At 69.2% G+C, this 22519-nt stretch carries 19 protein-coding genes and 1 pseudogene; 13 read left to right on the top strand and 7 right to left on the bottom strand.

What is annotated here, in order from left to right:
- The first annotated feature begins 282 nt into the window (after positions 1-282).
- The 3 genes from QZV94_RS10355 to QZV94_RS10345 are packed head-to-tail and all read left to right on the top strand — an operon-like array spanning position 283 to position 978.
- On the top strand, positions 283-546 hold the full coding sequence (locus QZV94_RS10355; RefSeq protein ID WP_293677752.1) for a hypothetical protein: 264 nt from the start codon (positions 283-285) through the stop codon (positions 544-546).
- Entirely contained in the window at positions 543-779 is a 237-nt protein-coding gene (locus QZV94_RS10350) for a hypothetical protein (RefSeq protein ID WP_293677751.1), read from the top strand. Before QZV94_RS10355 ends, QZV94_RS10350 begins: the two co-directional genes overlap by 4 nt.
- 4 nt (positions 780-783) lie before the next feature.
- A complete protein-coding gene (locus QZV94_RS10345) occupies positions 784-978 on the top strand; it encodes a hypothetical protein (RefSeq protein WP_293677750.1) in 195 nt (64 codons plus the stop codon).
- A gap of 108 nt (positions 979-1086) precedes the next feature.
- On the opposite strand, the gene QZV94_RS10340 is transcribed toward QZV94_RS10345, so the two are convergent.
- Positions 1087-2619 carry a tetratricopeptide repeat-containing sulfotransferase family protein gene (locus QZV94_RS10340; RefSeq protein WP_293677749.1) on the bottom strand — a complete coding sequence of 511 codons (1533 nt, stop codon included), beginning with the start codon at positions 2617-2619 and terminating at the stop codon, positions 1087-1089.
- Positions 2620-2796: 177 nt separating this feature from the next.
- On the opposite strand from QZV94_RS10340, the gene QZV94_RS10335 reads away from it, so the two are divergent.
- Entirely contained in the window at positions 2797-5238 is a 2442-nt protein-coding gene (locus QZV94_RS10335) for a TonB-dependent receptor (RefSeq protein WP_293677748.1), read from the top strand.
- A gap of 19 nt (positions 5239-5257) precedes the next feature.
- Here QZV94_RS10335 and QZV94_RS10330 read toward each other — a convergent pair whose 3' ends face one another.
- Together QZV94_RS10330 and QZV94_RS25145 are read right to left on the bottom strand one after the other, a co-directional pair.
- Entirely contained in the window at positions 5258-7048 is a 1791-nt protein-coding gene (locus tag QZV94_RS10330; protein ID WP_293677746.1) for a long-chain-acyl-CoA synthetase, read from the bottom strand.
- A gap of 285 nt (positions 7049-7333) precedes the next feature.
- Positions 7334-7465 (bottom strand): annotated as a pseudogene (locus QZV94_RS25145) (ClpX C4-type zinc finger protein); the annotation flags it as partial.
- Between the two features lie 313 nt (positions 7466-7778).
- On the opposite strand from QZV94_RS25145, the gene QZV94_RS10320 reads away from it, so the two are divergent.
- On the top strand, positions 7779-8690 hold the full coding sequence (locus tag QZV94_RS10320) for a hypothetical protein (RefSeq protein WP_293677742.1): 912 nt from the start codon (positions 7779-7781) through the stop codon (positions 8688-8690).
- 82 nt (positions 8691-8772) lie between these two features.
- Here the strand turns inward: QZV94_RS10320 and QZV94_RS10315 are convergent, their stop codons facing one another.
- Positions 8773-9228, bottom strand: a complete 456-nt coding sequence (locus QZV94_RS10315) for an FKBP-type peptidyl-prolyl cis-trans isomerase (RefSeq protein ID WP_293677741.1) — start codon at positions 9226-9228, stop codon at positions 8773-8775.
- Between the two features lie 102 nt (positions 9229-9330).
- Between QZV94_RS10315 and QZV94_RS10310 the strand changes: the two genes are divergently transcribed.
- The 4 genes from QZV94_RS10310 to QZV94_RS10295 all read left to right on the top strand — a co-directional run bounded on the left by QZV94_RS10310 (position 9331) and on the right by QZV94_RS10295 (position 13754).
- Positions 9331-9948 (top strand): CoA pyrophosphatase, encoded by a 618-nt coding sequence (locus tag QZV94_RS10310; protein ID WP_293677740.1) that lies wholly within the window; start codon positions 9331-9333, stop codon positions 9946-9948.
- Between the two features lie 269 nt (positions 9949-10217).
- Entirely contained in the window at positions 10218-11252 is a 1035-nt protein-coding gene (locus QZV94_RS10305) for a hypothetical protein (protein WP_293677739.1), read from the top strand.
- Positions 11253-11958: 706 nt separating this feature from the next.
- Complete coding sequence (locus QZV94_RS10300) at positions 11959-12723, top strand: hypothetical protein (protein WP_293677738.1); 765 nt, start codon at positions 11959-11961, stop codon at positions 12721-12723.
- A 341-nt stretch (positions 12724-13064) separates the two neighbouring features.
- Positions 13065-13754 carry an MgtC/SapB family protein gene (locus QZV94_RS10295; RefSeq protein WP_293677753.1) on the top strand — a complete coding sequence of 230 codons (690 nt, stop codon included), beginning with the start codon at positions 13065-13067 and terminating at the stop codon, positions 13752-13754.
- Positions 13755-13765: 11 nt separating this feature from the next.
- Here the strand turns inward: QZV94_RS10295 and QZV94_RS10290 are convergent, their stop codons facing one another.
- The gene (locus QZV94_RS10290; protein ID WP_293677737.1) at positions 13766-14233 is read right to left on the bottom strand and encodes a response regulator; all 468 of its coding nucleotides are present in this window, start codon (positions 14231-14233) and stop codon (positions 13766-13768) included.
- Positions 14234-14390: 157 nt separating this feature from the next.
- Here QZV94_RS10290 and QZV94_RS10285 point away from each other — a divergent pair, with 157 nt between their 5' ends.
- A complete protein-coding gene (locus QZV94_RS10285; protein ID WP_293677736.1) occupies positions 14391-16223 on the top strand; it encodes an NAD(P)/FAD-dependent oxidoreductase in 1833 nt (610 codons plus the stop codon).
- A gap of 53 nt (positions 16224-16276) precedes the next feature.
- Here the strand turns inward: QZV94_RS10285 and QZV94_RS10280 are convergent, their stop codons facing one another.
- Positions 16277-17218 carry an SDR family oxidoreductase gene (locus tag QZV94_RS10280; RefSeq protein WP_293677735.1) on the bottom strand — a complete coding sequence of 314 codons (942 nt, stop codon included), beginning with the start codon at positions 17216-17218 and terminating at the stop codon, positions 16277-16279.
- Between the two features lie 170 nt (positions 17219-17388).
- Between QZV94_RS10280 and QZV94_RS10275 the strand changes: the two genes are divergently transcribed.
- Positions 17389-18519, top strand: coding sequence for a zinc-binding dehydrogenase (locus tag QZV94_RS10275; protein ID WP_293677734.1), 1131 nt, complete (start codon positions 17389-17391; stop codon positions 18517-18519).
- A gap of 496 nt (positions 18520-19015) precedes the next feature.
- Positions 19016-20005 (top strand): glycine zipper 2TM domain-containing protein, encoded by a 990-nt coding sequence (locus QZV94_RS10270; RefSeq protein ID WP_293677733.1) that lies wholly within the window; start codon positions 19016-19018, stop codon positions 20003-20005.
- 81 nt (positions 20006-20086) lie between these two features.
- Here QZV94_RS10270 and QZV94_RS10265 read toward each other — a convergent pair whose 3' ends face one another.
- Positions 20087-21229: a hypothetical protein gene (locus tag QZV94_RS10265; RefSeq protein WP_293677732.1), complete on the bottom strand. Its 1143-nt coding sequence runs from the start codon at positions 21227-21229 to the stop codon at positions 20087-20089.
- Between the two features lie 127 nt (positions 21230-21356).
- Here QZV94_RS10265 and QZV94_RS10260 point away from each other — a divergent pair.
- A partial coding sequence (locus tag QZV94_RS10260; protein ID WP_293677731.1) for a cytochrome P450 occupies positions 21357-22519 on the top strand: 1163 nt, incomplete at its 3' end.

Raw genomic sequence — 22519 nt, 5'->3', positions numbered from 1 at the left:
GTTTCTGCGCAGCTGGCCCTGGGGCGGGTTGGGGGCTGGGTCGCAGGCGCCTAGGGCAAGGCAAAGGAGGAGCGGGAAGGCACGCGGCATCGCGGGACTGCTCTTTCTCGGACCCCACCAACGTTAAGTTGCAGCAAGGGTTGCTCGTGTGAGGTCGAGCCGACCGGCCATCCCCACCGACTTCGGCGTGAGCGAAGTCTCCGCGTCTGCACCACCGCCACCCCCGCCTGTTGAGTAACCGCCGGATTGACGCGGCGCCCGCGACCGCGGCCTATCCTGCGAATGTCCAGCTCCGACCCGCGTCCCGCCATGCGACCCGCCGCCGCCGCGAACCTTGCCGACCCGGCCTCGCCCCCTCCGTCCCCCCTGGAGCGCGCCTTCGCGCTGGCCCGGTCCGGAGAATACGCCTCCGTCAGCGAGATACGCCGGCGTATTAGGGAGGAACGCCTCGACTGGCGGCAGATCGAGGGTCCGACGCTCACGCGCCAGCTCAAGCGGCTCTGCCAGGAGAGCCGGCCCCTGGCTCCGACGGAAGAAGCGGCATGACGCTCTACACCTTCCATCTGTGCGACGCGGACGGCTTCTCGGCGTCCTTCGAGGCGCACGAGGCGCCGTACGACAGCGCCGCCTATCCGGTGGCAGGCCGGCTCCTCGACGCCCACGCCAGCGCCGACCATGTGGCGGTCTGGGACGGCGAGCGCCCAGTGTTCCGCCGCGACCGCGACGCGCCGGGCATCGCGCCCACCTCCGCGCCCACGCCAACCGCGCCGCCCGCCTGACGCCATGGCTGCCGACCTCACCGCCATGGTCGAGCGGATGTCGGTGACCGACCTGCACGCGATGCACGAGTCCCTGTGGGCGCTCCTGGTGGAGCACGCCCGTGACCCGCAGGAGAGCCGCGAACTGCGGATGTGCGCCGGGGCCATCGAGTCCGAACTGATCAGCCGCAACCAGGCCGTGGCCCGCTTCCAGTTCTAGAGCTAAGCGCAGGCGCCCTCCCTTCCATCCCAGGGGAGGGACAGATCGCGAAGCGATCGTTTGAATCGGCGCGGACGCGCCCCACGGCCCTTACCGGCGTCGATTGGCCTACTCCACCACCACCCCTCCCGCCTCCAGCGCGCGGCGGAGCGGGCCCAGCCCTGCGCCGTAGCGGCGCCAGCGGCCGACGGACGAGGCGTAGAGCGGCTGGCGGACCTGAACGGAGCTGGCGGTGGCCACCGGCGCGGCGTTCTCGTGGAACGCCAGGCAGGCCGGGTCCCACGGCAGGCCGCAGAAGGCCAGCAGCCGGCGCGTCTGGCCCTCCTGGTCGGCCACGATGTCCTCATAGGCCACCTCGGCGAAGCGGTCGGGCGGCAGCACCGCGCGCCAGTGGGCGACCAGGGCCTCGAAGCCCGCGACATAGCGGCCGACGTCCTCCAGGCCGTAGGCGTAGTCGTAGTAGGCGACGCCGGTGGCGAAGAGCTGGCGGTAGTTGGCCAGGGCCGCGTCCATCGGGTGGCGGCGCAGGCAGACGATGCGCGCGTTCGGCAGCGCCCGGTGGATTAGCCCGGCGTAGAGGACGTTCAGCGGCATCTTGTCGACAAAGCGCGGGGCGCGCCCGGCCAACCGGCCGGCGGCCTCCAGGTAGGCCCGGCCGAGCGCCGCCGGGTCGGCGTCGCGGGCCGCCTCCAGCGTCTGCGGGTCCAGCACCAGATTGGACGGCGTTGCCGCCGCCCGCTTCACCGCCAGGCCGAAATCGATCAGCTCGCCCACCGAGGCCACGTCCGCGTGGCTGGAGAGGATGCGATCGACCAGCGTCGTGCCGGTCCGCGGCAGGCCGACGACGAAGATCGGCGCCTCGGAGGGGTCGCCCAGCGCCGGGTCGCCGGCGCGGAAGGTGCCGGCGGCGGCGGCGAACAGCGCCGCGTCCACCGCGCTTGAGTACCCCACCGCCGCGCGCTTGGCGGCCTTGGCCCGCGTCAGCCAATCCAGCGCCGCTTCGTGGTCGCCCAGGTCCTCGCAGGTCTTGGCCAGCGCATGGCCCAGGTGCAGCGCCCGGTCCGGGTCGTCCGAGCGCTGGTCCATAAGGGCGGTGAGCTCGCCCAGGAAGTTCCGCTCCGGCGTCTGGCGCGCCAGCGTCACGCGCGCCGACCAGGCCCGGTGCAGCCCCGGATCCAGCGCCACGGCCGCGGCATAGGCCGCCTCGGCGCCCGCGAAGTCGCCCGCGAACTGCCGCGAGGCCGCCAGGTTGAACTGGAAGCTGGCGTTGCGCGGATCGGCGCCGGTCGCGGCCTCGAAGAGCGGGACGGCGCGCGCGTGCAGCCCTGCCCGGCTGAATACCACGCCCAGTGTATCCAGGGTGAGCGGGTCCCGCGGCGCCAGGGCCGCCGCCGCCTCGGCTGCCGCGACGGCGTCGGCCTGCGCGTTCAGCGCGATCAGGCTGCGCGCCAGATGCGCCCGGGGCCGCGGGTCGGCCGGGGCCAGGGCGATTGCCTTCTCGAACAGCTCGGCGGCGCGGCCGTGGTTGTCGTAGTCCGCCGCCAGCACGCCCAGCAGGAACCACGCCCCCGCAACCTGCGAATCGGCCCGCAGGACCTCCAGGCAGAGGGCATGCGCCTCCCGGTAGGCTTTGCGGGCCAACAGGGCCTCCGCATCGACCAGCGCTCGCCCAACGTGGTTCATTTTTGCAACAGGCCCGGCCTGCTCAATATCGCGCCACCCGCCGCGACAGCGAAGCTGCTTGCGGATTGTCGCTTGTATGGCCCCATCTTCCGGAAGACCAGTGGTCAACCTAGGGACTGGAAGAGGGGTCGCAGCATGTCAGGATTCCCAACACATCATCGCCGCGCGCTGCTGGCCTCCATCAGCGTCATCGCCCTGGCGGCCCCGGGGGGAGCCTTGGCGCAGGCGGCGGTCACCGACGTCGGCGAGGTCATCGTCACCGCCACGCGGCGCGAGGCCAGCGTGCAGGACGTGCCGATCAACATCTCCGCGGTCGGCGGCCTGGAGATCGAGCGGCAGGGCGCCACCGACCTGGCCGAAATCGCCGCGTTCGTGCCCGGCGTCTACCTGGTCGACCAGGGCGGACGCACCTCCGACCGGATCACCTTCCGCGGCCTGAACGTCGACGCCATCGGGCAGACGGACGTCATCGGCAACAACGGTGGCGACATCGTCTCCACCTATCTCGGCGAAATCCCGATCTACATCGACCTCAAGCTCAACGACATGGAGCGGGTGGAATTCCTCAAGGGCCCGCAAGGAACTCTCTACGGCGCCGGCACGATGGGCGGCGCGATCCGCTACATCCCCCGGCGGCCGCGCCTGGGCGTGGGCTCCTTCGAGATCCGCGGCGACGGCTACAAGTACGATGAGGCCAGCAGCTTCAGCTACGACTACGGCGCCACCGGCAACTTCCCGATCGGCGACACCGTGGCGGTCCGCGCCTCTCTCGACTTCCTGAAGGACTCCGGCTTCATCGACTACGACTACGTGGTCGCCCAGCCGGGCATCACCAACCCCAACATCCTGACCGGCCCCGGCATTACGCCGAAGAAGGACCGCAACGGCGAACAGACGGTCTCGGGCCGGCTCGGGGTGCGCTGGCAGCCGACTACGCAGTTCGACGTCAACCTCACCTACTACTACCAGAAGCAGCGCTCCGAAGGCCGGACCATCAGCGGCCACGCCAGCGCGATCATGACCGACCGCTATGTCTCGCCGCTGCGCGTCCTGGAGCCCAACACGCGCGAGAACGGCCTTCTGGCGCTGGAGATCACCGCCGACCTCGGCTTCGCCGAGCTGACGTCGGCGACCGGCTACGCCCGGTACAAGGAGCGCGGCCAGCGCGACCAGACCAACCTCCTGGTGGGCTTCGCCTACGGCTACGAGCTGTTTCCGAGCTTCACCGCCCTCACCCTCGAGGACCAGGACGATGAGACCTGGACCCAGGAAGTGCGGCTGGTCTCGAAGACGGACGGACCGCTCAGCTGGATCGTCGGCGGCTTCTATTCGAAGCTGGACTCCGAAGCGTTCTCCAAGGAGTTCACGCCTGGCTTCGACCTCTATGCCGTCAACAACCTCGGCGGCGGGCAGCTGCGTCCGGACTCGCTGGAGTATTTTGCGCCGGGCACACAGGATCTCAAGCAGCTCGCCGGCTACGGAGAGGTCAGCTACCAGATCACCGACGCATGGCAGATCACCGGCGGCGTCCGCTACTACGACTACAAGCTGAAGACCTCCTCCGCCGTGGACCTGCCCCTGCTGGAGACGGTGTTCAATGGACGTGACCCCAACTCCGTTGTCCTGACCTTCGAAGACGACGGCCAGAAGGCCGACGGCTTCCTCTTCAAGTTCAACACGTCCTACAAGCTGGGCGAGGACAAGCTGGTCTACTTCACGTACTCGGAAGGCTACCGGATCGGCGGCGGCAACGGCATCGCCGCCTGCCCCGTCCCGCTTGGCAACTTCCAGAACGTCTGCGCCATGCCGGACGAGATCGCCTTCCAACCTGACGAGACGATCAACTACGAGCTAGGGGCCAAGACCCAGTGGTTGGACGGCCGCCTGACGCTGAACGGCGCCGTCTACTTCATCGAATGGAAGGGCCCGCAGCTGCTCTCAGCTACGCTGATCGGCGGCGGAACTATCACCCGCAACGGCGATGGCGCGGAGACGAAGGGCTTCGAGCTGGACGCCAACTTCCGGGCCACCGAGCGGCTGACTGTGAGCGCCAGCTATTCGTACACGGACGCCAAGCTCACCGCCGACGCGCCGGACTTCGTCCGGACCATTCCCGACCCCGCCACCAATCCGCAGGGCAACCCGTTCGTAAACACCCTGGTCGGAGCCTTCGATGGCGACCGTCTCTCCGGTTCGCCCCGGCACCAGGGCGCGGTGCAGGTGACCTACACCCAGCCCCTCTCCGACGGACTGGACCTCGAGTTCCGCTATCAGGGCCGCTACGTAGGCGACATACTGTATTCCGTCGGCAGCCGCGGGGGCTTCCCGAAGTTCGACGACTTCTCCCTGCACGATGTGTCGGCGACGCTCAGCAGCGAGGAAGGCGATTGGCGGGTGACCCTCTATGCCGAGAACCTCTTCGACAAGTTCGTCGAGGTCGGCGGGGTCAAGAACCCCTGGTTCAACCAGGCGGGGCTGCAGGACGATACCGGCCGTACGGTGTTCGTCCGTACCGGCGTGAACGTCCTGCCGCCCCGCAAGGTCGGCCTGCGGTTCACCAAGCGCTTCGGCGGCTAAGGCAAAGCGCGGCCCTCCCTCAGATCTTCACGGCGCCCGTGGCTATGCGGTCGAACACCGACTTGGTGAGCTTCACGTACCCCCGCTTGGGGTCGTGGAAGAACAGGGCTCCCTTGATCCTGGAGGGGTCGTATCCGTCGGCGACCAGGTCGAGCTTGCGGACCTTGAAGGTGCCGGTGGCGTCCAGCGCCGGCAGCAGCCGCACGAACAGCGGCTGGGCGTAGGGCGGCAGCTCGCGGGCCACGTGCTGCCCAAAGGCCTCGGCGTCGAATGCGCCGTCGGGGACGATGGCGGCCATGCCGGCGCGGCCGTCGGCGCCCGCCACCTCAACGCCGTAGACCGTGACCTGATCCACGCCGGCGAAGGCTTGCAGGCGCTCGGCCACCTCGTTGGTGGAAACGTTCTCGCCCTTCCATCGGAAGGTGTCGCCAATGCGATCGACGAAGTAGAAATAGCCCTCGACGTCCTGCTTCATCAGATCCCCGGTGGCGAACCAGGCGTCGCCGCGGCCGAAGACGTCATGCAGCACCTTCTTTTCCGAGGCGGCCTTGTCCAGGTAGCCGGTGTAGTCGGTGCGGGCGTCGGCGTTGTTGATCTCGCCGATGCACTCGCCAACCTGGCCCGGGCCGCACTCGATGCAAAGGCCGTCGGGGCCGCGCACCACGGTCTCGGCTTCCACGTCGTACTGCACCAGGCGCATGTTGACCCGCTTGCGCATCCATTTCGGAACCCGGCCGATCGAGCCCTCCCGGCCGTCAAAGTTGAACAGGCTGACGTTGCCCTCGGTGGAGCCGTAGAACTCCAGGATCTCCGGTATGCGGAAGCGGGTCTTGAGGGCCGGCCAGACGTCGGGACGCAGGCCGTTGCCGAAGGCCAGCCGGATCTTGTGCCTGGTCTCGTCATCATCCGGCGGACTGTTCACAAGGTAGCGGCAGAGTTCGCCGATGTAGACGAACATCGTGCAGCCCTCGGCCACGATGTCGGCCCAGAAATGGGACGCCGAGAACCGCCGCTTCAGCACCACCGAACCGCCGTTCAGCAGCGCCGCGCCGATGGCGCACAGGCCGCCTGTGGCGTGGTAGAGCGGCAAGGCGATGTAGATGCGATCGGCCTTCGTCGCCCCTGTCGCGCCGGCAAAGCCGCGCATGTAGAGCTGGGCGCGCATGTGGGTGATGCGGGCGGCCTTGGGCATGCCGGTGGTGCCCGAGGTGTAGATCAGCAACGCCGGGTCGGCTGCGACCATGTCGTCGCGCACCGAGCGGTCCGGCGGTAGCTGGCTGCAGCTCTTCAGGGCTTGGCCCAGGTCGCGCTGGTCGCCGTGGGCCGGGCCCAGCACCCACTGTTGCAGCTGGCGCTCGATCAGCGGCTTGGCCTGCTCGAACGCCGGCGAAGTCTCGGCGTCGACGATCACGTGGTGGGCGCCCGAGATGGCCAGGCAGTGGGCCAGTTGCTGGCCGGCGAGGTGGTTGTTGATCAGGGCCGTGACCACGCCGACCTTCGACAGCCCGTACCAGATGGCGAAGTATTCCATCCGGTTGGGCATGAAGAGCGCCACCGTCTGGCCGCGGCGCAGGTTCAGGCCCTTGGCCCAGTGGGCGTAGCGGTTGGCCATGCCGTCCAGCTCGCCGTAGCTCAGCGTTCGACCTTCGAAGGTCACGGCGGGACGGGTGCGATGCTCTTCGACGGCGGCTTGCAGGTCGTCGCAGATCAGATTGGGCGAGTCGCGGGCGATCGACTTCACCCGTTTCAACGTACGGTTGAGTCCCTTCCAGAAGCGCCAGTCGCGCTTGAGCCTGGCTTCGAGCCGCATTCCCGTCTCCCGTGGCGCAGCCAGCTTGGCGAGCGCCGCGGGGAACGGCAAGCTAAGCCGTTAGGAGAAACGCTCCCAGGCCGCCTGTCGCGAGACGTCCAGCTTCTCGGCGATGGCGGCCCAGCTGACCTCGCGCTTGCGCAGGGTGTCGACCACCGTCTGGAGCAGGTTGCGGCTGGAGTCGGTCGCGAAGCTGACGAAGGGCAGGAACTCCAGGAGCTCGTCGGTCGGCTGCTCGAGCGGCTTGAACCCCGAGTACTCCGGGCCCGTCGCGGGCTGGCCCTCCAGCACCCGGTTACAGAGGCCGACGCACTCGTCGCAGATGAACGGCCCGGGGCCGGCGATCAGCGCCTTCACCTTGTGCTGCGACTTCCCGCAGAATGAACAGTGCAACGTCTTCGGCAGCTTCAGGCCCATGACCTTCTCGGCCTTCTTGCGGGCGCGGGCTTCGGCCTTGGGATCACGAGGTGGGGCATCAGACATCTTGGTCTCCGCGTCAGCGACTTGTCGTCAAGTTATACTTGACAGATCGATTGTCAAGCAGGCCTTGACTAATCAAAATGTGTCAGTGGTGCGGCATGAAGCGGCGCGCAATGCGTCAGCATTCGTATCTTGCGGACAGTAATGACCAGCGTGACTGTAAGATTTCGATGGGTATGGTGTAGCTCAGGACGGGAACCGGATGGTCACAGCCCCGTTTGAAGCCTTCGACGTATCCTGGAGGGATCACATGTCCACCGACTTCCAAGGCAGAGAACCGACAATCACCCCGAATAGCGACGCGCCCCTGTTCGCAGCCAACCCCGTCTGGGAGCGCTCGCGCAAGAAGAAGAGCATGCTCGGCGGTCGCAAGACCACCGCGCCGATGACCGCCCAGGCGCCGATGGCCGAGCCAGGGCCGGCGCCCATGGCCTCCGACCGTCTGGCCCCCGATGGCCTGTCGCCGGACCGTGTCGCCGCCGAGCCGCGCAGCTTCGCGGCCGAAGAGCCCGCCATGATCCTGGACAGGCCGGTCGACCGACCCTTCGCGGCCGGGACCGGCGCGACCACGACCCACTCCACCCTGGCCGCCAGCGAGCCGATGGCCGCCGCGCGCCATCCCGCTGCGGCCCGCACCGCCCGGACGGGCAACGCGGGGCCCTCGGCTGCTCTGATCGCCGGCGGCGTGGCGGCCGTGGCCCTGGTCGCGGTGGGCGGCTGGTACGCCATGGCGCCCCGTGACGGCGTTCCCGAACTGGCCCCCGGCCAAGTGACCACCAGCGAGGTCGCCGCCGCTCCCATCGTGGCCGCCCAGGGACCCGCGGAGGTCGCACAATCGACCAACACCCTGCCGGAACGCCGTATCGCCGCGCCGGTCCGGAACGAACCGCTTCAGGTCGCCCAGGCCCCCCGCGTCCGTCCCGCCGCCGCGGCGCCCGCCGCCAGCGCGACCGAGAGCGGGACCAACGTCAGCGCCGCCGCCGTCCTGCCCGACGCGCCTCAGCCCTATAATACGCTGAACCCCTCGGCCGCTCCGGCCCCGATCGCCCCGGCGGCCCCGGCGCCCGTTCAAGCCGCCCCGGCTCCAATGCCGGAGACCCCGCCGGTCGAGACCCCGGCCGCCCCTGCCACCGAGGCGCCCCTGATCTCACCGGTCAGCTAGGCCTTCGACAGGTCGGAACAGCAAACCAGGCGGCGGCGCGTCCGGGCAGGGAGCGCCGCCTTCGTATGCGCCGCCTGCGCGCTCAGGCGTCGCCCGGGATGGCGAGGAGTTCGATCTCGAAGACCAGGGTGCTGCCAGGCGGGATGGGGGGCCGGTTGCGGTCGCCGTAGCCGATGTCGGACGGAATGACGAATGCCCAGACCTCGCCCACCCGCATCATCGGGACGCCTTCCTGCCAGCCCTTGATGAGCTGATCCAGCGGGAAGGTCGCCGGCTCTCCGCGGGCGCGGGACGAGTCGAACTCGCGCCCGTCGATGAAGCGGCCCACGTAGTGGATGGTGACCACCGCCCCGGGCTCAGGCCGGGGCGCGGACGCTGGGGCGGCCTTGATGCGGCGATACTGCAACCCGCTGGCCGTCGTGGTCCAGCCGCGCCGCGCGCCCGACCAGGCGAGAAACGCCTGCTGGCCCTGGACCCACTGTTCCTGCGGCGTGCCACTGTAGGCGACCGGGCTCGGCGCCGGGGCGGATGGCGTCATGGCACACGCGCCTAGCGCGAGGGCCAAGGGCAGGGTCGAGATCAGGCGGGGCATCATCGGGGCTTCCGCAGCGGGAATCGGGCGTCTGTTATAGCTGGATCCATGTTGACACCCCACGGCCCCGAACTCCGCACGCAGATGGCCGCGAACCTGGCGGCGTTCGAGCGCCGGGAGGCCACGTCGGAGGGTCGCAGGCTGGCGGCGGTGGCGATCGTGGTCTCGCCGTATCGCAGCAAGGCCACGTTCCTCCTGACGCGCCGGGCGATGACCCTGCGGCGCAACGCCGGCAACTACGCCCTGCCCGGCGGCAACTTCGAGGCCGGCGAGGACGCGGTGGACGCCGCGGCGCGGGAACTGAAGGAGGAACTGGGCGTCCGCCTGCCGCGCGCGGCGGTCATGGGGTTGCTGGACGATTTCGTGACCCTGGGCGGCCATCGGGTGACGCCGGTGGTGTTCTGGTCGGACAAGGTGCTGCGCCTCACGCCGGACCCGCTCGAGGTGCACGCGGCCTGGCGCATCGCGCTCACCGAGCTCGACCACCCGGAAGCCCCGCGCCGGCTGCCGCGCGAGGGCGGCGGCGAGCCGATCCTTCAGATGCGCGTCAATGGCAGTTGGATAAACGCGCCGACTGCGGCGTGGCTCTGGCAGTTCCGCGAAGTGGCGGTGCATGGGCGCAACGCGCGACTGGACGGGATCGGGCAGCCGGAGTGGACGCGGTGATAGCGCCTGAGTTCCCTGAATAGCAGTGCGTGTCCTCGCGGCCGGACGTCCATATCGGGCTGCAGAACAGGGACCGATAAGCCGTGCGCACCGCCCCTGGGTCCCGGCTCTCCGCTTCGCTTCGGCCGGGATGACGGGATTGGCGGGTTGCAAGCGCCAGGCTGTCGCCGATCGAAAATAGGGTACGGACCCCAGCCGCACTAGCTGGACTGAGAGAGGTCCGGGCTTCATCATCGGACTCCAGCCTCGGTCCCAAGGAGCTCGGCGTCATGACCTTCAAGTCACTTGCCCTCGCCGCCGTCGCGGTCCTCCTCCTGCCCGCTGCGGCCTCCGCACAGGCCTACCGCGCGCCGCGGGCGGTGGGCGACCAGCCCAGCCTGGAGGGGACCTGGACCAACGCAACCCTGACGCCGCTGGAGCGGCCGGCCCGCATCGGCGAGCGCCGCGCGATGACGGCCGACGAGGTGGCGGCCGCCGAGGGGCGCCGCGCCGAGGTCATCGCCAAGAGCCTCGCGCCCACGAAGGACGACGCGGACTTCGAGAAGGAGCCTTGCTACGCGGGCAACACGCTCTCGGGCGGGGCGACCGCCGACTGCGGCTACAACGCCTTCTGGACCGACCACGGCGACACGGTCATGCGGGTGAACGGTGAGCCGCGCACCTCGCTCATCACCTCGCCCGGCAACGGCCGCATGCCGGCCCGGGTGAACGGGGGCGCGCCCCCGCCCCGTCGCGGCGTCTATGGCGTGGCCGGCGAGAACCCCGAGAACCAGACCCTGGGCGAGCGCTGCATCACCTCCTTCGGCAACCACGCCGGCCCGGTGATGCTGCCGTCGTTCTACAACTCGAACTACCAGATCGCGCAGGGCACCGACGCGGTGGTCATCGTGGTGGAGATGATCCACGACGCCCGCGTGATCCGCCTCAATGGCAAGCACGGCCCGAACAACGTCTGGTACGGCGACTCGATCGGCCATTGGGACGGCGAGACCCTGGTGGTCGAGACCACCAACTATCACCCGCACCAGCAGATGTTCGGCGGCTCGCCCAAGATGAAGGTCACCGAACGCTTCACCCGCGTCGGCGACAAGCGCCTGCGCTACGAGTTCAAGGTCGAGGATCCCAGCGTCTGGACCGGTCCCTGGAGCGGCGAGTACGAGTTCAGCCCGTCCAAGGGCCCAGTCTACGAATACGCCTGCCACGAGGGGAACTACGCGCTGCCGGGCATACTGGCCGGGGCGCGGGCGGCGGAGGCGGAAGCCAGGAAGGCGGGGACCGGAGGAGCCGGCACGCCGGGTCGGTAGGGGCCCGCGCGCGCGACGTGTGCATAAGTGCCATGAGGCGGCCGATGCCGAGGCGATTATATACTCTGCAAAATGGGCGACCGAACGTCCCACTACGTATCAGCACGGATGCGACGGTGCTGGCGTACGCTGTACAAATGTCCCAGCGCCCTGCCGGACCCTTCGGGGCTTAGGTTTGGCGTAGGGGCGATTGGGGAGACCTGATCGCCCCGCCTTCACGCCTTGGACCGGGTTCGTTCCCGCTGCGTCTCAGCTCTTTGATCTGCGTCAGTTCTGGCGCTGGCGCCTCAAGCGCGAGTCTTCCTCACCGAAGTAAGCGCGGCGCGCACCCTGCGCGGCGTCAGTGCTGAAGAGGCGGCCCGGTGCTAGCTCGTCACGGGCCGCGGGTCGGCTTCCGGCCGCGTGAGGTGCGAGCGGGTCCAATGCTCGCGGCGGTCCGTCCGCCGCGCCGCCCTCTCCCGACCTCTCCCACGGCGCTGCGCGCCTGGGAGAGGAGCCCCGGATCTTCCGCCTCGGCGGGCCAACAAGACAATTTGTTTCCGTTTTGTTCTTGACGGGCTCGCGCGTTTTTAGTAGGTTTCAGATAGGCGTCAGGGGTGCGGCTCGGGGCGGAGGGCCTCGCCAGACCCCTCGGGTGGCGGCCCCTCCCTTCGCGAGAGCGTGGCCGGCGCCCTTCCCTTCTTCGTTCGATCCAAGGGGCATCTGCATGACCTCAGAGAACCTCCCCGCGACGGCGGGCGGGCGCAGGCGGCCTGTGCGGTATTCGCGCGACGTGGTGCGCGCCTTCCTGGCGCGGGTGGCGAGCGGCGAGAGCCAGGCGTCGATCCACCGGGACCCGGCGATGCCGGGGCGCGGCGGGGTGGCGCTGTGGGCCAGGACACGGCCGAAGTTCGCCGAGCGGCTGACCCGGGCGCGGCTGGAGAGCGGGCACATGGGCCAGGGCGGGTCGGGTTCGACCTATTGCCCGGCGACGGCGCAGGAGATCTTCCGCCGGATCTGCGAGGGCGAGAGCGTCACCGGGATCTGCCGTGACCCGGCGATGCCGTGCTTCTCGACGGTATACCTGTGGCGTCGCACGTTTCCGGAGTTCGCCGAGGCGATGCGGGTGGCGCGCGAGGTGCAGGCCGAGCGGTTCTGTGACGAGGGCTGGGAGCTGGCCCGGGAGGCGACGCCCGGGACGGCGCACCTGACGGCGGTGCGGCTGACGCAACTGCGCTGGATGATGGGACACATGGCGCCGCGCAACTGGGGGCCGAAGAAGCCGCTGGCGGTCGAAGCGGAGGGCGCAGCCGAGCCGCAGGAGGTCACCCTGGTGGTCAAGCACTACAAGGTGGAGGAGCGGGAGGACGGGTGGCACCGGGTGGTGGCGCTGGAGCCCAACGAGGAGACCGGACGCCTGGAACGGATAACGCCGGAGGACGCGCCCTGGCACCCGCCGCCGCCAGGACGATGGCGCGACGCGCGGCGATGAGGGCGCAGCGGCGGCGAGGGCGCGGCGGTGCGACGGTCGATGGGCAACGGAGGGACGCCAACAAGACGCACTGTCATCCCGGCCGGAAGCCCGCGTGCGGGCTGTAGAGCCGGGACCCAGGGGTTCAGGCTGTGCGGTGGCGCCTGGGTCCCGGCTCTCCGCTTCGCTGCGGCCGGGATGACAGTGTTGGTGAGCGGAGATCCCAGGCTCTCGCCGGGATGAGCGGAAGATATCGAGTGAATTTGGCGCCGGGCCTAGGGTCGGCCCGATGTGGTTGGCCAGTGGCGAGCCGGAAAGCGGAACTTCCCGCCCTGCGGCGCCATTCCGACTGCGTGGCGACGATGATGGACCTGGTGGACATCGACCTGCTGTGGCCGATCGTCGGCGCCGTCGTGGCGGGGGCCGTCATCGGCATGGAGCGGGAGTATCGGGCGAGCCCGGCGGGGTTCCGCACGCACATCCTGGTCTGCCTCGCCTCGGCCGTCCTGATGCTGGCGGCGGTGCACCAGATCCGCTGGCTGAGCGATACGCCGCGTGAGCTGATCCGGATCGACCCGGTGCGCATGGCCCACGGCATCCTGACAGGGATCGGGTTCCTCTGTGGCGGGGTGATCTTCCGCGAGGGGTTCAACGTGCGGGGGCTGACCACGGCGGCGTCGCTATGGATGACCTCGGCGCTGGGGATCCTGTTCGGCGTGGGATTCTACGGCCTGGCGATCGGCGGAACGATAGCCGCGGTGGTGGTGCTGGCCGCCCTCACCCTGGCGGAGGCGTTGCTGCCCCGGCGTCGGTACGCCGAGATCAAGGTGCGCTACCGCCGTGACTCAGGCCAGACGCCCGCCGGGTTCCGCGCGTTGCTGGCCAGCCATAGCCTCAAGCCCATCGGCATCAGTCAGTCCGCCGAGGCCGGCATCGTGGCTTTCGCCGCCACCGTGGAGGGCTATCGCGAGGACGCGGCCGACGCCCTGGTGCAGGCGCTGCTGGCGGACGGCGAGGTCGAGGGGTTCGACTGCGCGCCCCACAGGGACTGAGCGCGGGCGGGTCAGCCGCGCGACGCGGCGGCGGGCGCGGACGCGGGGACGACGTCCAGGCGGGCGCGGACGCGCTCCAGCAGCGCACGAACAACCGGGACGGTCGCGGGCTTCTCCAGGACGTCGTCGTAGAGCGCCGCGGCGTCGCCGGCCGGAAGGTCGGTCGAGTGACAGATGATGATCGCGTGGCGCGACGGCCCGGGCTGGGCGCGGATGGCGCGGACCGCCTCGTCGCCTCCGCAGCGGGGCATATTGCGGTCCATGACGATCACGTCGAAAGCCGCGGCGCTGGCGGCCTCGACGGCGGCGAGCCCGTCCTCGACCATGGTCACCTGATGACCGAGCGCCGTGAGGACGGCCTGGGTCATCTGGCGATGGGCAGGGTGGTCCTCGACCACGAGGATCGCGCGGTCCGCCAGGCCGACCGGCGGCGGGTCGATCGGCTGCGCGTCCTCCTGAAGTTCGTTCCGTGACGCCATTTTGCCTCGACCACGCGAAATACGAGCCAGCTCTACAACCTGGAAGATTAAGGAATGCCAGCCGGTTCGCGCGCGCCTGCCGCGCCTGGGCGCTTGCGTAACGCGGGGGAGGGCCGCTAACTTGGAGTGCGCTATAAAAATCCGCGGGGAGACGCGAATGGACGATGCCAGCCCGGTCGGTGGAAACCAGACCCTCGACTTCGACCCCGACGCCCTGCGCGAGAAATACCGGCTGGAGCGGGACAAGCGCCTGCGGGAGGACGGCGAGGCGCAGTACGTCGAGCTGGCCGGCGAGTTCGCCCACTACGCCGAGGACGATCCCTACGCCGACCCGAACTTCACCCGCGCGCCGCTGAACGACGAGGTCGAGGTGGCGATCATCGGCGGAGGCTTCTCGGGCCTCCTGGCGGCGGCGCGGCTGCGCGAGGCCGGCGTCGACGACTTCCGGATCATCGAGGCCGGGGGCGACTTCGGCGGCACCTGGTACTGGAACCGCTATCCGGGCGCCCAGTGCGACATCGAGAGCTACTGCTACCTGCCGCTGCTCGAGGAGCTCGGCTACATCCCGAAGGAGAAGTACTCCTACTCCAGCGAGATCTTCGAGCACTCCCAGCGGGTGGGGAAGGCCCACAGCCTCTACGACCAGGCCTGCTTCCAGACGCGGGTGAACTCGCTGCGCTGGGACGAGGGCCTGAAGCGGTGGCGGATCGCCACCAACCGCGGCGACGACATGAAGGCCCGCTTCGTGATCATGGCGCTGGGCACCGCCAGCCGCGCGAAGCTGCCGGGCATTCCGGGGATCGAGACGTTCGAGGGCCACAGCTTCCACACCAGCCGCTGGGACTATGACTACACCGGCGGCGACACCACCGGGGGGCTGACCAAGCTCGCCGACAAGAAGGTGGCGATCATCGGCACCGGGGCGACGGCGATCCAGTGCGTGCCCTACGTGGGGCAGTACGCCGAGCACCTCTACGTCTTCCAGCGCACCCCGTCCTCGGTCGACCTGCGTGGCAACAAGCCCACCGACGAGGACTGGGCCAAGACGCTTGAGCCCGGCTGGCAGCGGGCGCGGCGGCACAACTTCGCCGCGGTGCTCGAGGGCAAGCCCTTCGACGAGGACCTGGTCAACGACGGCTGGACCGACATCTTCCGCAGCCTGGCCGCCGGCGTGAAGGACGCCGTCGCGCGGGGCGAGACGCTGACGCCGGAAGCGGCGGGGCGGTACGCGGAACTGGGCGACTTCATGAAGATGAACAAGATCCGCGCCCGGGTGGACGAGACGGTGAAGAACCCCGACGCGGCCGAGGCGCTGAAGCCCTGGTACCGCCAGTTCTGCAAGCGGCCGACCTTCAACGACGAGTTCCTGCCGACCTTCAACCGGCCGAACGTGACCCTGGTGGATGTGAGCGAGGCCAAGGGCGTCGAGCGGATCACCAAGACCGGCGTGGTGGCCAACGGGGTCGAATATCCCGTCGACTGCATCATCTACGCCTCGGGCTTCGAGATCTCGACGGCGTTCAAGCGCCGGATCGGGTTCGAGATCACCGGCCGCGACGGGCTGTCGCTGTACGACTACTACAAGGACGGCTTCCGCACCCTGCACGGCCACTCCAGCCGCAACTTCCCCAACTGGTTCTACATCGGCGTCGGGCAGAACGGCCTGTCCGTAAACATGACCGCCATGTTCGACGACCAGGCCCAGCACATCGCCTACATCATCAAGGAAGCCAGGGCCCGCCAGGCGCTGACGGTGGAGCCGACCGAGGCGGCCGAGGAGGCCTGGGTGGAGGTGATCCGCTCGGTGGCGGTGCTGAACCGCGACTTCCAGAACGCCTGCACCCCCGGCTACTACAACAACGAGGGCGGCGAGCGTTCGGGCGGGCTGAACGGCCAGACCTTCACGCCGGGCATCAACCGGTTCAACGAGATCCTGGCCGAATGGCGGGCGACCGGCGAGCTGGAAGGCCTGGAACTGCGGCGCGACTGATCCTTGCGACCCCCTCCGGCGCGGCCCAACGAGGGCCGCGCCGGTAGCGCGGGTCAATCCGGCGCGTAGGCCTCGAAGTTCGGCTCGTAGGCCCGCTCCGGGTCGGCGCGCACGCGACGGTCCAGTCGGGTCACGTCGTCGCCCACCAGGATCCGCCAGCGCTCGTCCTTCACCCCGTCAAGGATGATGGTCGCGGCCCGGGTGGCGGTGGTCGAGGCCATGGTCTCGAAGCGCTTCACGAACTCCTTCTCGGCGGCTTCCAGCGCCGCGTCGTCCAGCGCCTCCACGTCCTTCGTGCCGAACATCTTCAACTGCCCGCGGATCCGCTCGCGCGCCGCATCGGTCAGCTCGTCGCCCGAGAGCACCCGGCGCGAGTTGATGCCGATGGGGGTGCCCACGCCGCCCGGCATCACCACCGAGGCCTTGAGGTGCGGCGCATAGTTGCGGAAGTCGGTGACCAGCGCCTCGGTGAAGCCCTTCACGGCGAACTTCGCCGCGCTGTAGGCCGTGTGCGAGACGCCGGGCATCAGCGCCGCCCAGAAGCCGTTGGCGCTGGAGGTATTGACGATGTGCCCCTCGTCCGACTTCAGCAGCGCCGGCAGGAACGCCCGGCACGAGTAGTAGACGCCGAACCAGCAGATGTTGAACACCCGGTCCCACTCGGCCCGGTCGGCCAGCACGAAGCTGCCGCCGCCGCCGATGCCGGCGTTGTTGATCAGCAGGTTGATGTGCTCGACGCCGTGGTCGCGCGCCACCTCGGCGGCGAAGCGGTTCATCTGCTCCTCGTCGCCGACGTCGGCGATGTGGCTGGTGATGCGCACGCCCTGGGGCCGGCCGTCGGCGTCGGCGAGGCGCACGGTCTCGGCCATGGCGTCGGCGAACAGGTCGCACATCGCCACGTGAGCGCCTTGCGCCACGAGCTGGCGGACCAGTTCGCGGCCCATGCCCGTGCCGCCGCCGGTGACGACGGCGATCTTGCCGTTGAAGTCCTTCATGGGTTCCCTCCCTGGATTGTTGTCGGTCCTGGCGCTGTCTTACCTGCGCTTACCCTCGGGGACGCCAGCACGCACATGGCGGCGTGACGTTCTACCCGCCCTTGCCGTGGACGCGCGAAGCCGCCATGTCCGAAGGCTGACGACAAGAAACAGGCGGGAGGCCTCGAGCCATGTCCAACATCCCTTCGAGCGGACTACAGCTGCGCTCGCTCATCACGGCCGACGGGCAGCTGGAGCTGTCACTCGACGAGACGCCGGTGGCGGCGCCCAGCGGCGACGAGATCCTGGTGCAGATCGAGGCCGCGCCGATCAACCCGTCCGACCTGGGGCTGCTGGTGGGCCCGGCGGATGTCTCGACGCTGAAGGCGGCCGGCGGCAAGGTGACCGCAAAGGTGCCGCCCCAGATGATGCGGGCCATGGCGGCGCGCGTTGGCCACGCGCTGCCGGTGGGCAACGAGGGCGCCGGAACGGTGATCGCCGCCGGCCCCGGCGCGGCGGCCCAGGCCATGGTGGGCAAGCGGGTGGCGATGTTCGGCGGGGCGACCTACGCCCAGTACCGGACGGTCAACGCCGGCGACGTGCTGGTGCTGCCGGCGGACGCCAGCGCCGCGGACGGCGCCTCGTGCTTCGTCAACCCGCTGACCGCGCTGGGCTTCGTGGAGACCATGCGGCTGGAGGGGCACACCGCGCTGGTCCACACCGCGGCCGCCTCGAACCTGGGCCAGATGCTGCAGAAGATCTGCCTGAAGGACGGCGTGGACCTGGTGAACATCGTCCGCAGCGCCGAGCAGGCGAAGATCCTGAAGGACATCGGCGCGAAGTACGTGGTGGACTCGACCTCGCCGTCGTTCATGGAGGACCTGGTGGCGGCGCTGACGGCCACCAACGCGACCCTTGGCTTCGACGCCATCGGCGGCGGCAAGCTGGCCAGCCAGATCCTCAGCGCCATGGAACAGGCGCAGGCGGGCAAGGGCGGCACGTACAACCGCTACGGCTCGAACACCTACAAGCAGGTCTACATCTACGGCGGTCTCGACACGGGGCCGACCGAACTGAACCGCGCCTTCGGGTTCACCTGGGGCCTGGGCGGCTGGCTGCTGCCGCCCTTCCTGGCGAAGGTCGGCCCGGAGGCCAGCCAGAAGCTGCGCCAGCGGGTGATCGACGAGCTGAAGACGACCTTCGCCAGCCACTACACCGCCGAAATCTCCTTGGAGGAGGCGCTGAAGCCCGACGTGATCGCCGCCTACAATAAGAAGGCCACCGGCGAGAAGTATCTGATCAATCCCGCCAAGGGACACTGATCGCGCGGCCCTGCCTCTCTCCCAACCGGAGGGAGGCGAAACGCATCGGGCGTTGGCGGCTGCTGCGGCCGAAGAAAAAGACCGGACGGAAACTGGAGGGAAGCCGTCCGGCCTGAGTTCTGTTGGCGGGGGAGGCGTCCCGCGATGGGATTGCAGAACGGCTCCTGGCCCGTGGGCTTCAAGAGGCGTGCCAGATTTTGCGGCCCGGATCGGGACGCTGGCGCTTGTTTGCCGAATTCGACGCCTACATAGGCGGCTCGGCGCCCCGGCCTGCGTACCTGGCCTACGGAGCCGATGCGGCCTCAGTCCGGGAAACCGGGCTGAGGTCGCAATCATGCTGATGCCCAGATTCAGGAAATCCGAAATAAATCATCTGCATGGTTAAATATATCCGACACCGAATATTTGGTATCGGCAGGACAACTTGGAACGAAAACGTAGCTAGGCCGTTGGAGTGGTAGGAACGGGTAAGCCCCACTTCCAGGAACCTCACTTCATGCGAATTCGATCACTGGTCGCCGGCGTCGCCGTTGCGGCCCTAATGCCCACCTTCGCGCTTGCCCAGGCGAACTGCGAGCAACGCGCTACCAACCGGGTGGTCGGCACCGTCGCCGGAGCAGGCATCGGCGCGCTGCTGGGCAGCGTCATCGCCGGGCACGGGGACCGCAACACCGGCGCAGTGATCGGCGGCATCGGCGGCGCGGTGGCCGGCAACCAGCTGACCAAGGGCCGTGGCGATTGCACCCGGGCCTATGGTTACTACGACAACGCCGGCGCCTGGCACGCCTCCAACGTCAGCCGCGCCAACGCGCAGGGCTACTACGACCGCCAGGGCGAATGGGTCGACGGTGCGCCGAACGGCCACTACGACGAGGGCGGCCGCTGGGTGCGGGTGACCGACGAGTCCGCAGCAGCCGGCTACTACGACAGCGGCAACCGCTGGGTCCCGGCTTCGGCCAACGGATACTACGACAATGGCGGGCGCTGGATCGCCGGCTCGGCCGGCGGCCACTACAACACCTCCGGCCGCTGGGTGGCGGGCCCCTCGACCGGTCGTTACGATGCGCGCGGCCGCTGGATCCCCGGCGCGACCTCGGCCCGCGTCACCGACGTGCAGCCCGGCTACTACGAGAACGGTCGCTGGCACGCTGAGCAGGTCACCGGCTACTACGACACCCAGGGGCGCTGGATCCGCGTCGACAACTCAAGCTACCGGAGCGGCCGCTCCAACGCGCCCAGTGACGTCGCCGGGCGCCAGACGTGGCTCGACGAACGCATTCGCCGCGGCCTGGACGATGGCACCCTGACACGCGCCGAGGGCGGCCAGGCGCTGCGCCGCCTGGAAAGCATCAACCGCGAGGCCCGGGCGTTGCGCAACCGCGGCGGCGACCTGCGGCCGCGCGATGAGCAGGCGATCATGGCCAAGCTAGACGTGCTGACGCGCGACGTGCGCGACATGCGCCGCGGCCCGATCCGCACCTACTAAGAAACGGCCCCGGCCCCTACATCCCCGGCCGGGCGCCGGACGGCCTCAGCCCACCGCAACCGGGCTGGGGCCGTCTTTCTATCAGGCGACCTTCTGCGGCGCGGCGGCGGCCGGCGCAAGCTCGTTCAGGAACGCCAGGCCATCCTCGAAGTCGAGGAAGATGTCCATCAGCTCCTCAGGGTCGGCCGGAGTCTGGCGGCCACTCGGAAAGCGATAGCGCCAGAAGCTGAGGATGTGCTGGACCGCGCCCGTCTGCTCGCCGAGCGCCATGAACATCGCCGGCGCGGAGAGCAGGAAATCGCGGAACGCCACCGGCTGGCCGTCGACCGTCAGAGAGCGGAAAGCCTTGTCGTAGACGGCCAGCATCTCGTTCACGCCCGCGACCGCCCGGGTGACCAGACCCTCGACGCGGGTGCGGGCGGACGGCAGGTAGCGGCTCGTGTCAGGGGTGTTCGGACCCCGCGGCCGGATCGTTGCGAGCTCCACCAGGACCTGGCCCAGTTGCGGCGTGAGCTCGGCGAGCACCCACTTGTAGTAGAGGAAGCCGCGCCAGCAGAAGACGCCGTCCTGGTAGTCCTTGTCGCTGAGCCGCAGGACCTCCTTCAGGGGGCCGAAACTGTCGTCGATGGAATTCGAGAGCAGCTTCTCCACCAGCTTCGAGGCCGCCATGGCGCCGCCGCTCTCGCCTGCGGACAGGGTGACCAGGGCCATGACCTCCTGGCGGACGAACTCGTACATCCGCTGGATATCGGCGTCGGTGATGGCGAAATAGGCCCGCGCCGGCTCGAAGCCATGGCGCTTGAGGTGCTCGCGCAGCAGGAACGGGTCCAGCGACGGCAGTTCGTCGATCAACTCCAGGATCTGGCGGTCCGGCGTGTTGGGGCCCACGAGATCGCCGAACATCTGGTCGGCCGCCGCCTCGAAGTCGCGCTGGCCCATCATCAGGAAGCGGGCGCCGCAGCGCAGGTCGGAGCCGTCCATCGGCACCATGATCTTGGTGGCGGTGGCGACGGGCTTGGCGAACATCGCGCGCTCGGACGGGCGGACTCGGTGCTTGACGATGATGCCGCGATTGAGGAGCCGGTTCTGGAAGAACGGCCTTTCCGCCAGCGTGGGATCCTCCGCCACCTTCCGGTGAGTGGCGACGAGATTCAGCACGCGCGCCGTGGAGGCGGACCGCTCCAGCGAGATCAGGCTACGGATGGTGCGGTCAGGGGCGGCCATGGCCCCCCGACCGTCGCACGCCAGATGCAAAGATGGTCCTAACCAGCGGTGCGGCGCACGGCCCTGCCGCTTGCATGACCCGCGGTCAGGCGCGTCCAATCCGGCGCGAGAGCCGGAGGATGCGCCGATGAAGATCGATCTCCTGTCGCCGGAGAGCTTCGCGGGCGGGCAGCCGCACCGGCAGTTCGACTGGCTGCGCAGCAACGCGCCGGTCGCGTGGCACGACGAGCCGGGCGGCAGGGGCTTCTGGGCGGTGACACGGCACGCCGACGTCTGGGCGGTGGACCGCGACTTCCAGACCTATTCGTCCGAGCCCACCATCATGATCAACGACCCGCTGGCCGACGCCGGGTCGTTCGGGCCCCACAAGATGATGCTGATGATGGATCCGCCGGAACACACCGGGTTCCGGAAACTCATCCGCTCGGAGTTCACCGAACCGGCCGCGCGCCTGCGGGGCGAGCGGATCGCGCAGCTGGCCAAGCAGATCGTCGATGCGGTGATCGAGAAGGGCTCATGCGATTTCGTGGACGAGGTGGCTGGTGAGATGCCGTCGTTCGTGATCGCCGAGCTGATGGGCCTGCCGCTCGAGGACGGGCGCGAGCTCTACAAGCTGACCGAGATCATCCACACCGCGCCCGAGGCGTTGCCGCCCGGCGCCGCCGGACAGGCGGTGGCGAAGATGTTCGAGTACGGCGGCAAGGTGATCGCCGAGAAACGGGCGCGGCCGGGCGACGACCTGGCCAGCAAGCTGCTGGCCTGCGAGGTCGACGGGCGGCGGCTGGAGGACATGGAGTTCCTGCTGTTTTTCATGCTGCTGGTGGACGCCGGCGGGGATACGACGCGCAACCTCTTGTCGGCCGGCCTGCTGGCGCTGATGGAGAACCCTGAGCAGTACGCCTGGCTGATGGCGGACCTCGAGGGGCGGCTGCCGAGCGCCCGCGAGGAGCTGCTGCGCTGGACCAGCCCGGTGATCTACATGCGCCGCACCGCCAAGCACGACGCCGAGCTCGGCGGGGCCAAGATCAAGGCGGGCGACAAGGTGGTGATGTACTTCGGCGCCGCCAACCGCGACCCGGCGGTGTTCGAGCATCCGGACGTGCTGGACCTGAGCCGCGCTGAGAACCCGCACATCGCCTTCGGCACCGGCCCTCACGGCTGCCTGGGCCAGCACATCGCCCGGATCGAGATCGACGCCATGCTGCGCCAGGTGCTGACGCGGATGACCGGCTTCGAACTGGCGGCCCCGGTGGAATGGCTGCCGAGCAACTTCATCTCGGGGCCGAAGGC

Origin of the sequence: uncultured Phenylobacterium sp. (genome assembly GCF_902826855.1) — a bacterium.
GTDB lineage: Bacteria > Pseudomonadota > Alphaproteobacteria > Caulobacterales > Caulobacteraceae > Phenylobacterium.
This window is presented reverse-complemented; position numbering and strand designations above follow the sequence as displayed.

Coding starts and splice junctions, on each gene's coding strand:
- QZV94_RS10315 (WP_293677741.1), bottom strand. CDS start 9,228: ATGACGCCATCCGCCCCGGCGCCGAGCCCGGTCGCCTACAGTGGCACG.
- QZV94_RS10310 (WP_293677740.1), top strand. CDS start 9,331: ATGTTGACACCCCACGGCCCCGAACTCCGCACGCAGATGGCCGCGAAC.
- QZV94_RS10355 (WP_293677752.1), top strand. CDS start 283: ATGTCCAGCTCCGACCCGCGTCCCGCCATGCGACCCGCCGCCGCCGCG.
- QZV94_RS10265 (WP_293677732.1), bottom strand. CDS start 21,229: ATGGCCGCCCCTGACCGCACCATCCGTAGCCTGATCTCGCTGGAGCGG.
- QZV94_RS10295 (WP_293677753.1), top strand. CDS start 13,065: ATGATGGACCTGGTGGACATCGACCTGCTGTGGCCGATCGTCGGCGCC.
- QZV94_RS10320 (WP_293677742.1), top strand. CDS start 7,779: ATGTCCACCGACTTCCAAGGCAGAGAACCGACAATCACCCCGAATAGC.
- QZV94_RS10335 (WP_293677748.1), top strand. CDS start 2,797: ATGTCAGGATTCCCAACACATCATCGCCGCGCGCTGCTGGCCTCCATC.
- QZV94_RS10275 (WP_293677734.1), top strand. CDS start 17,389: ATGTCCAACATCCCTTCGAGCGGACTACAGCTGCGCTCGCTCATCACG.
- QZV94_RS10280 (WP_293677735.1), bottom strand. CDS start 17,218: ATGAAGGACTTCAACGGCAAGATCGCCGTCGTCACCGGCGGCGGCACG.
- QZV94_RS10270 (WP_293677733.1), top strand. CDS start 19,016: ATGCGAATTCGATCACTGGTCGCCGGCGTCGCCGTTGCGGCCCTAATG.
- QZV94_RS10350 (WP_293677751.1), top strand. CDS start 543: ATGACGCTCTACACCTTCCATCTGTGCGACGCGGACGGCTTCTCGGCG.
- QZV94_RS10345 (WP_293677750.1), top strand. CDS start 784: ATGGCTGCCGACCTCACCGCCATGGTCGAGCGGATGTCGGTGACCGAC.
- QZV94_RS10330 (WP_293677746.1), bottom strand. CDS start 7,048: ATGCGGCTCGAAGCCAGGCTCAAGCGCGACTGGCGCTTCTGGAAGGGA.
- QZV94_RS10290 (WP_293677737.1), bottom strand. CDS start 14,233: ATGGCGTCACGGAACGAACTTCAGGAGGACGCGCAGCCGATCGACCCG.
- QZV94_RS10305 (WP_293677739.1), top strand. CDS start 10,218: ATGACCTTCAAGTCACTTGCCCTCGCCGCCGTCGCGGTCCTCCTCCTG.
- QZV94_RS10300 (WP_293677738.1), top strand. CDS start 11,959: ATGACCTCAGAGAACCTCCCCGCGACGGCGGGCGGGCGCAGGCGGCCT.
- QZV94_RS10285 (WP_293677736.1), top strand. CDS start 14,391: ATGGACGATGCCAGCCCGGTCGGTGGAAACCAGACCCTCGACTTCGAC.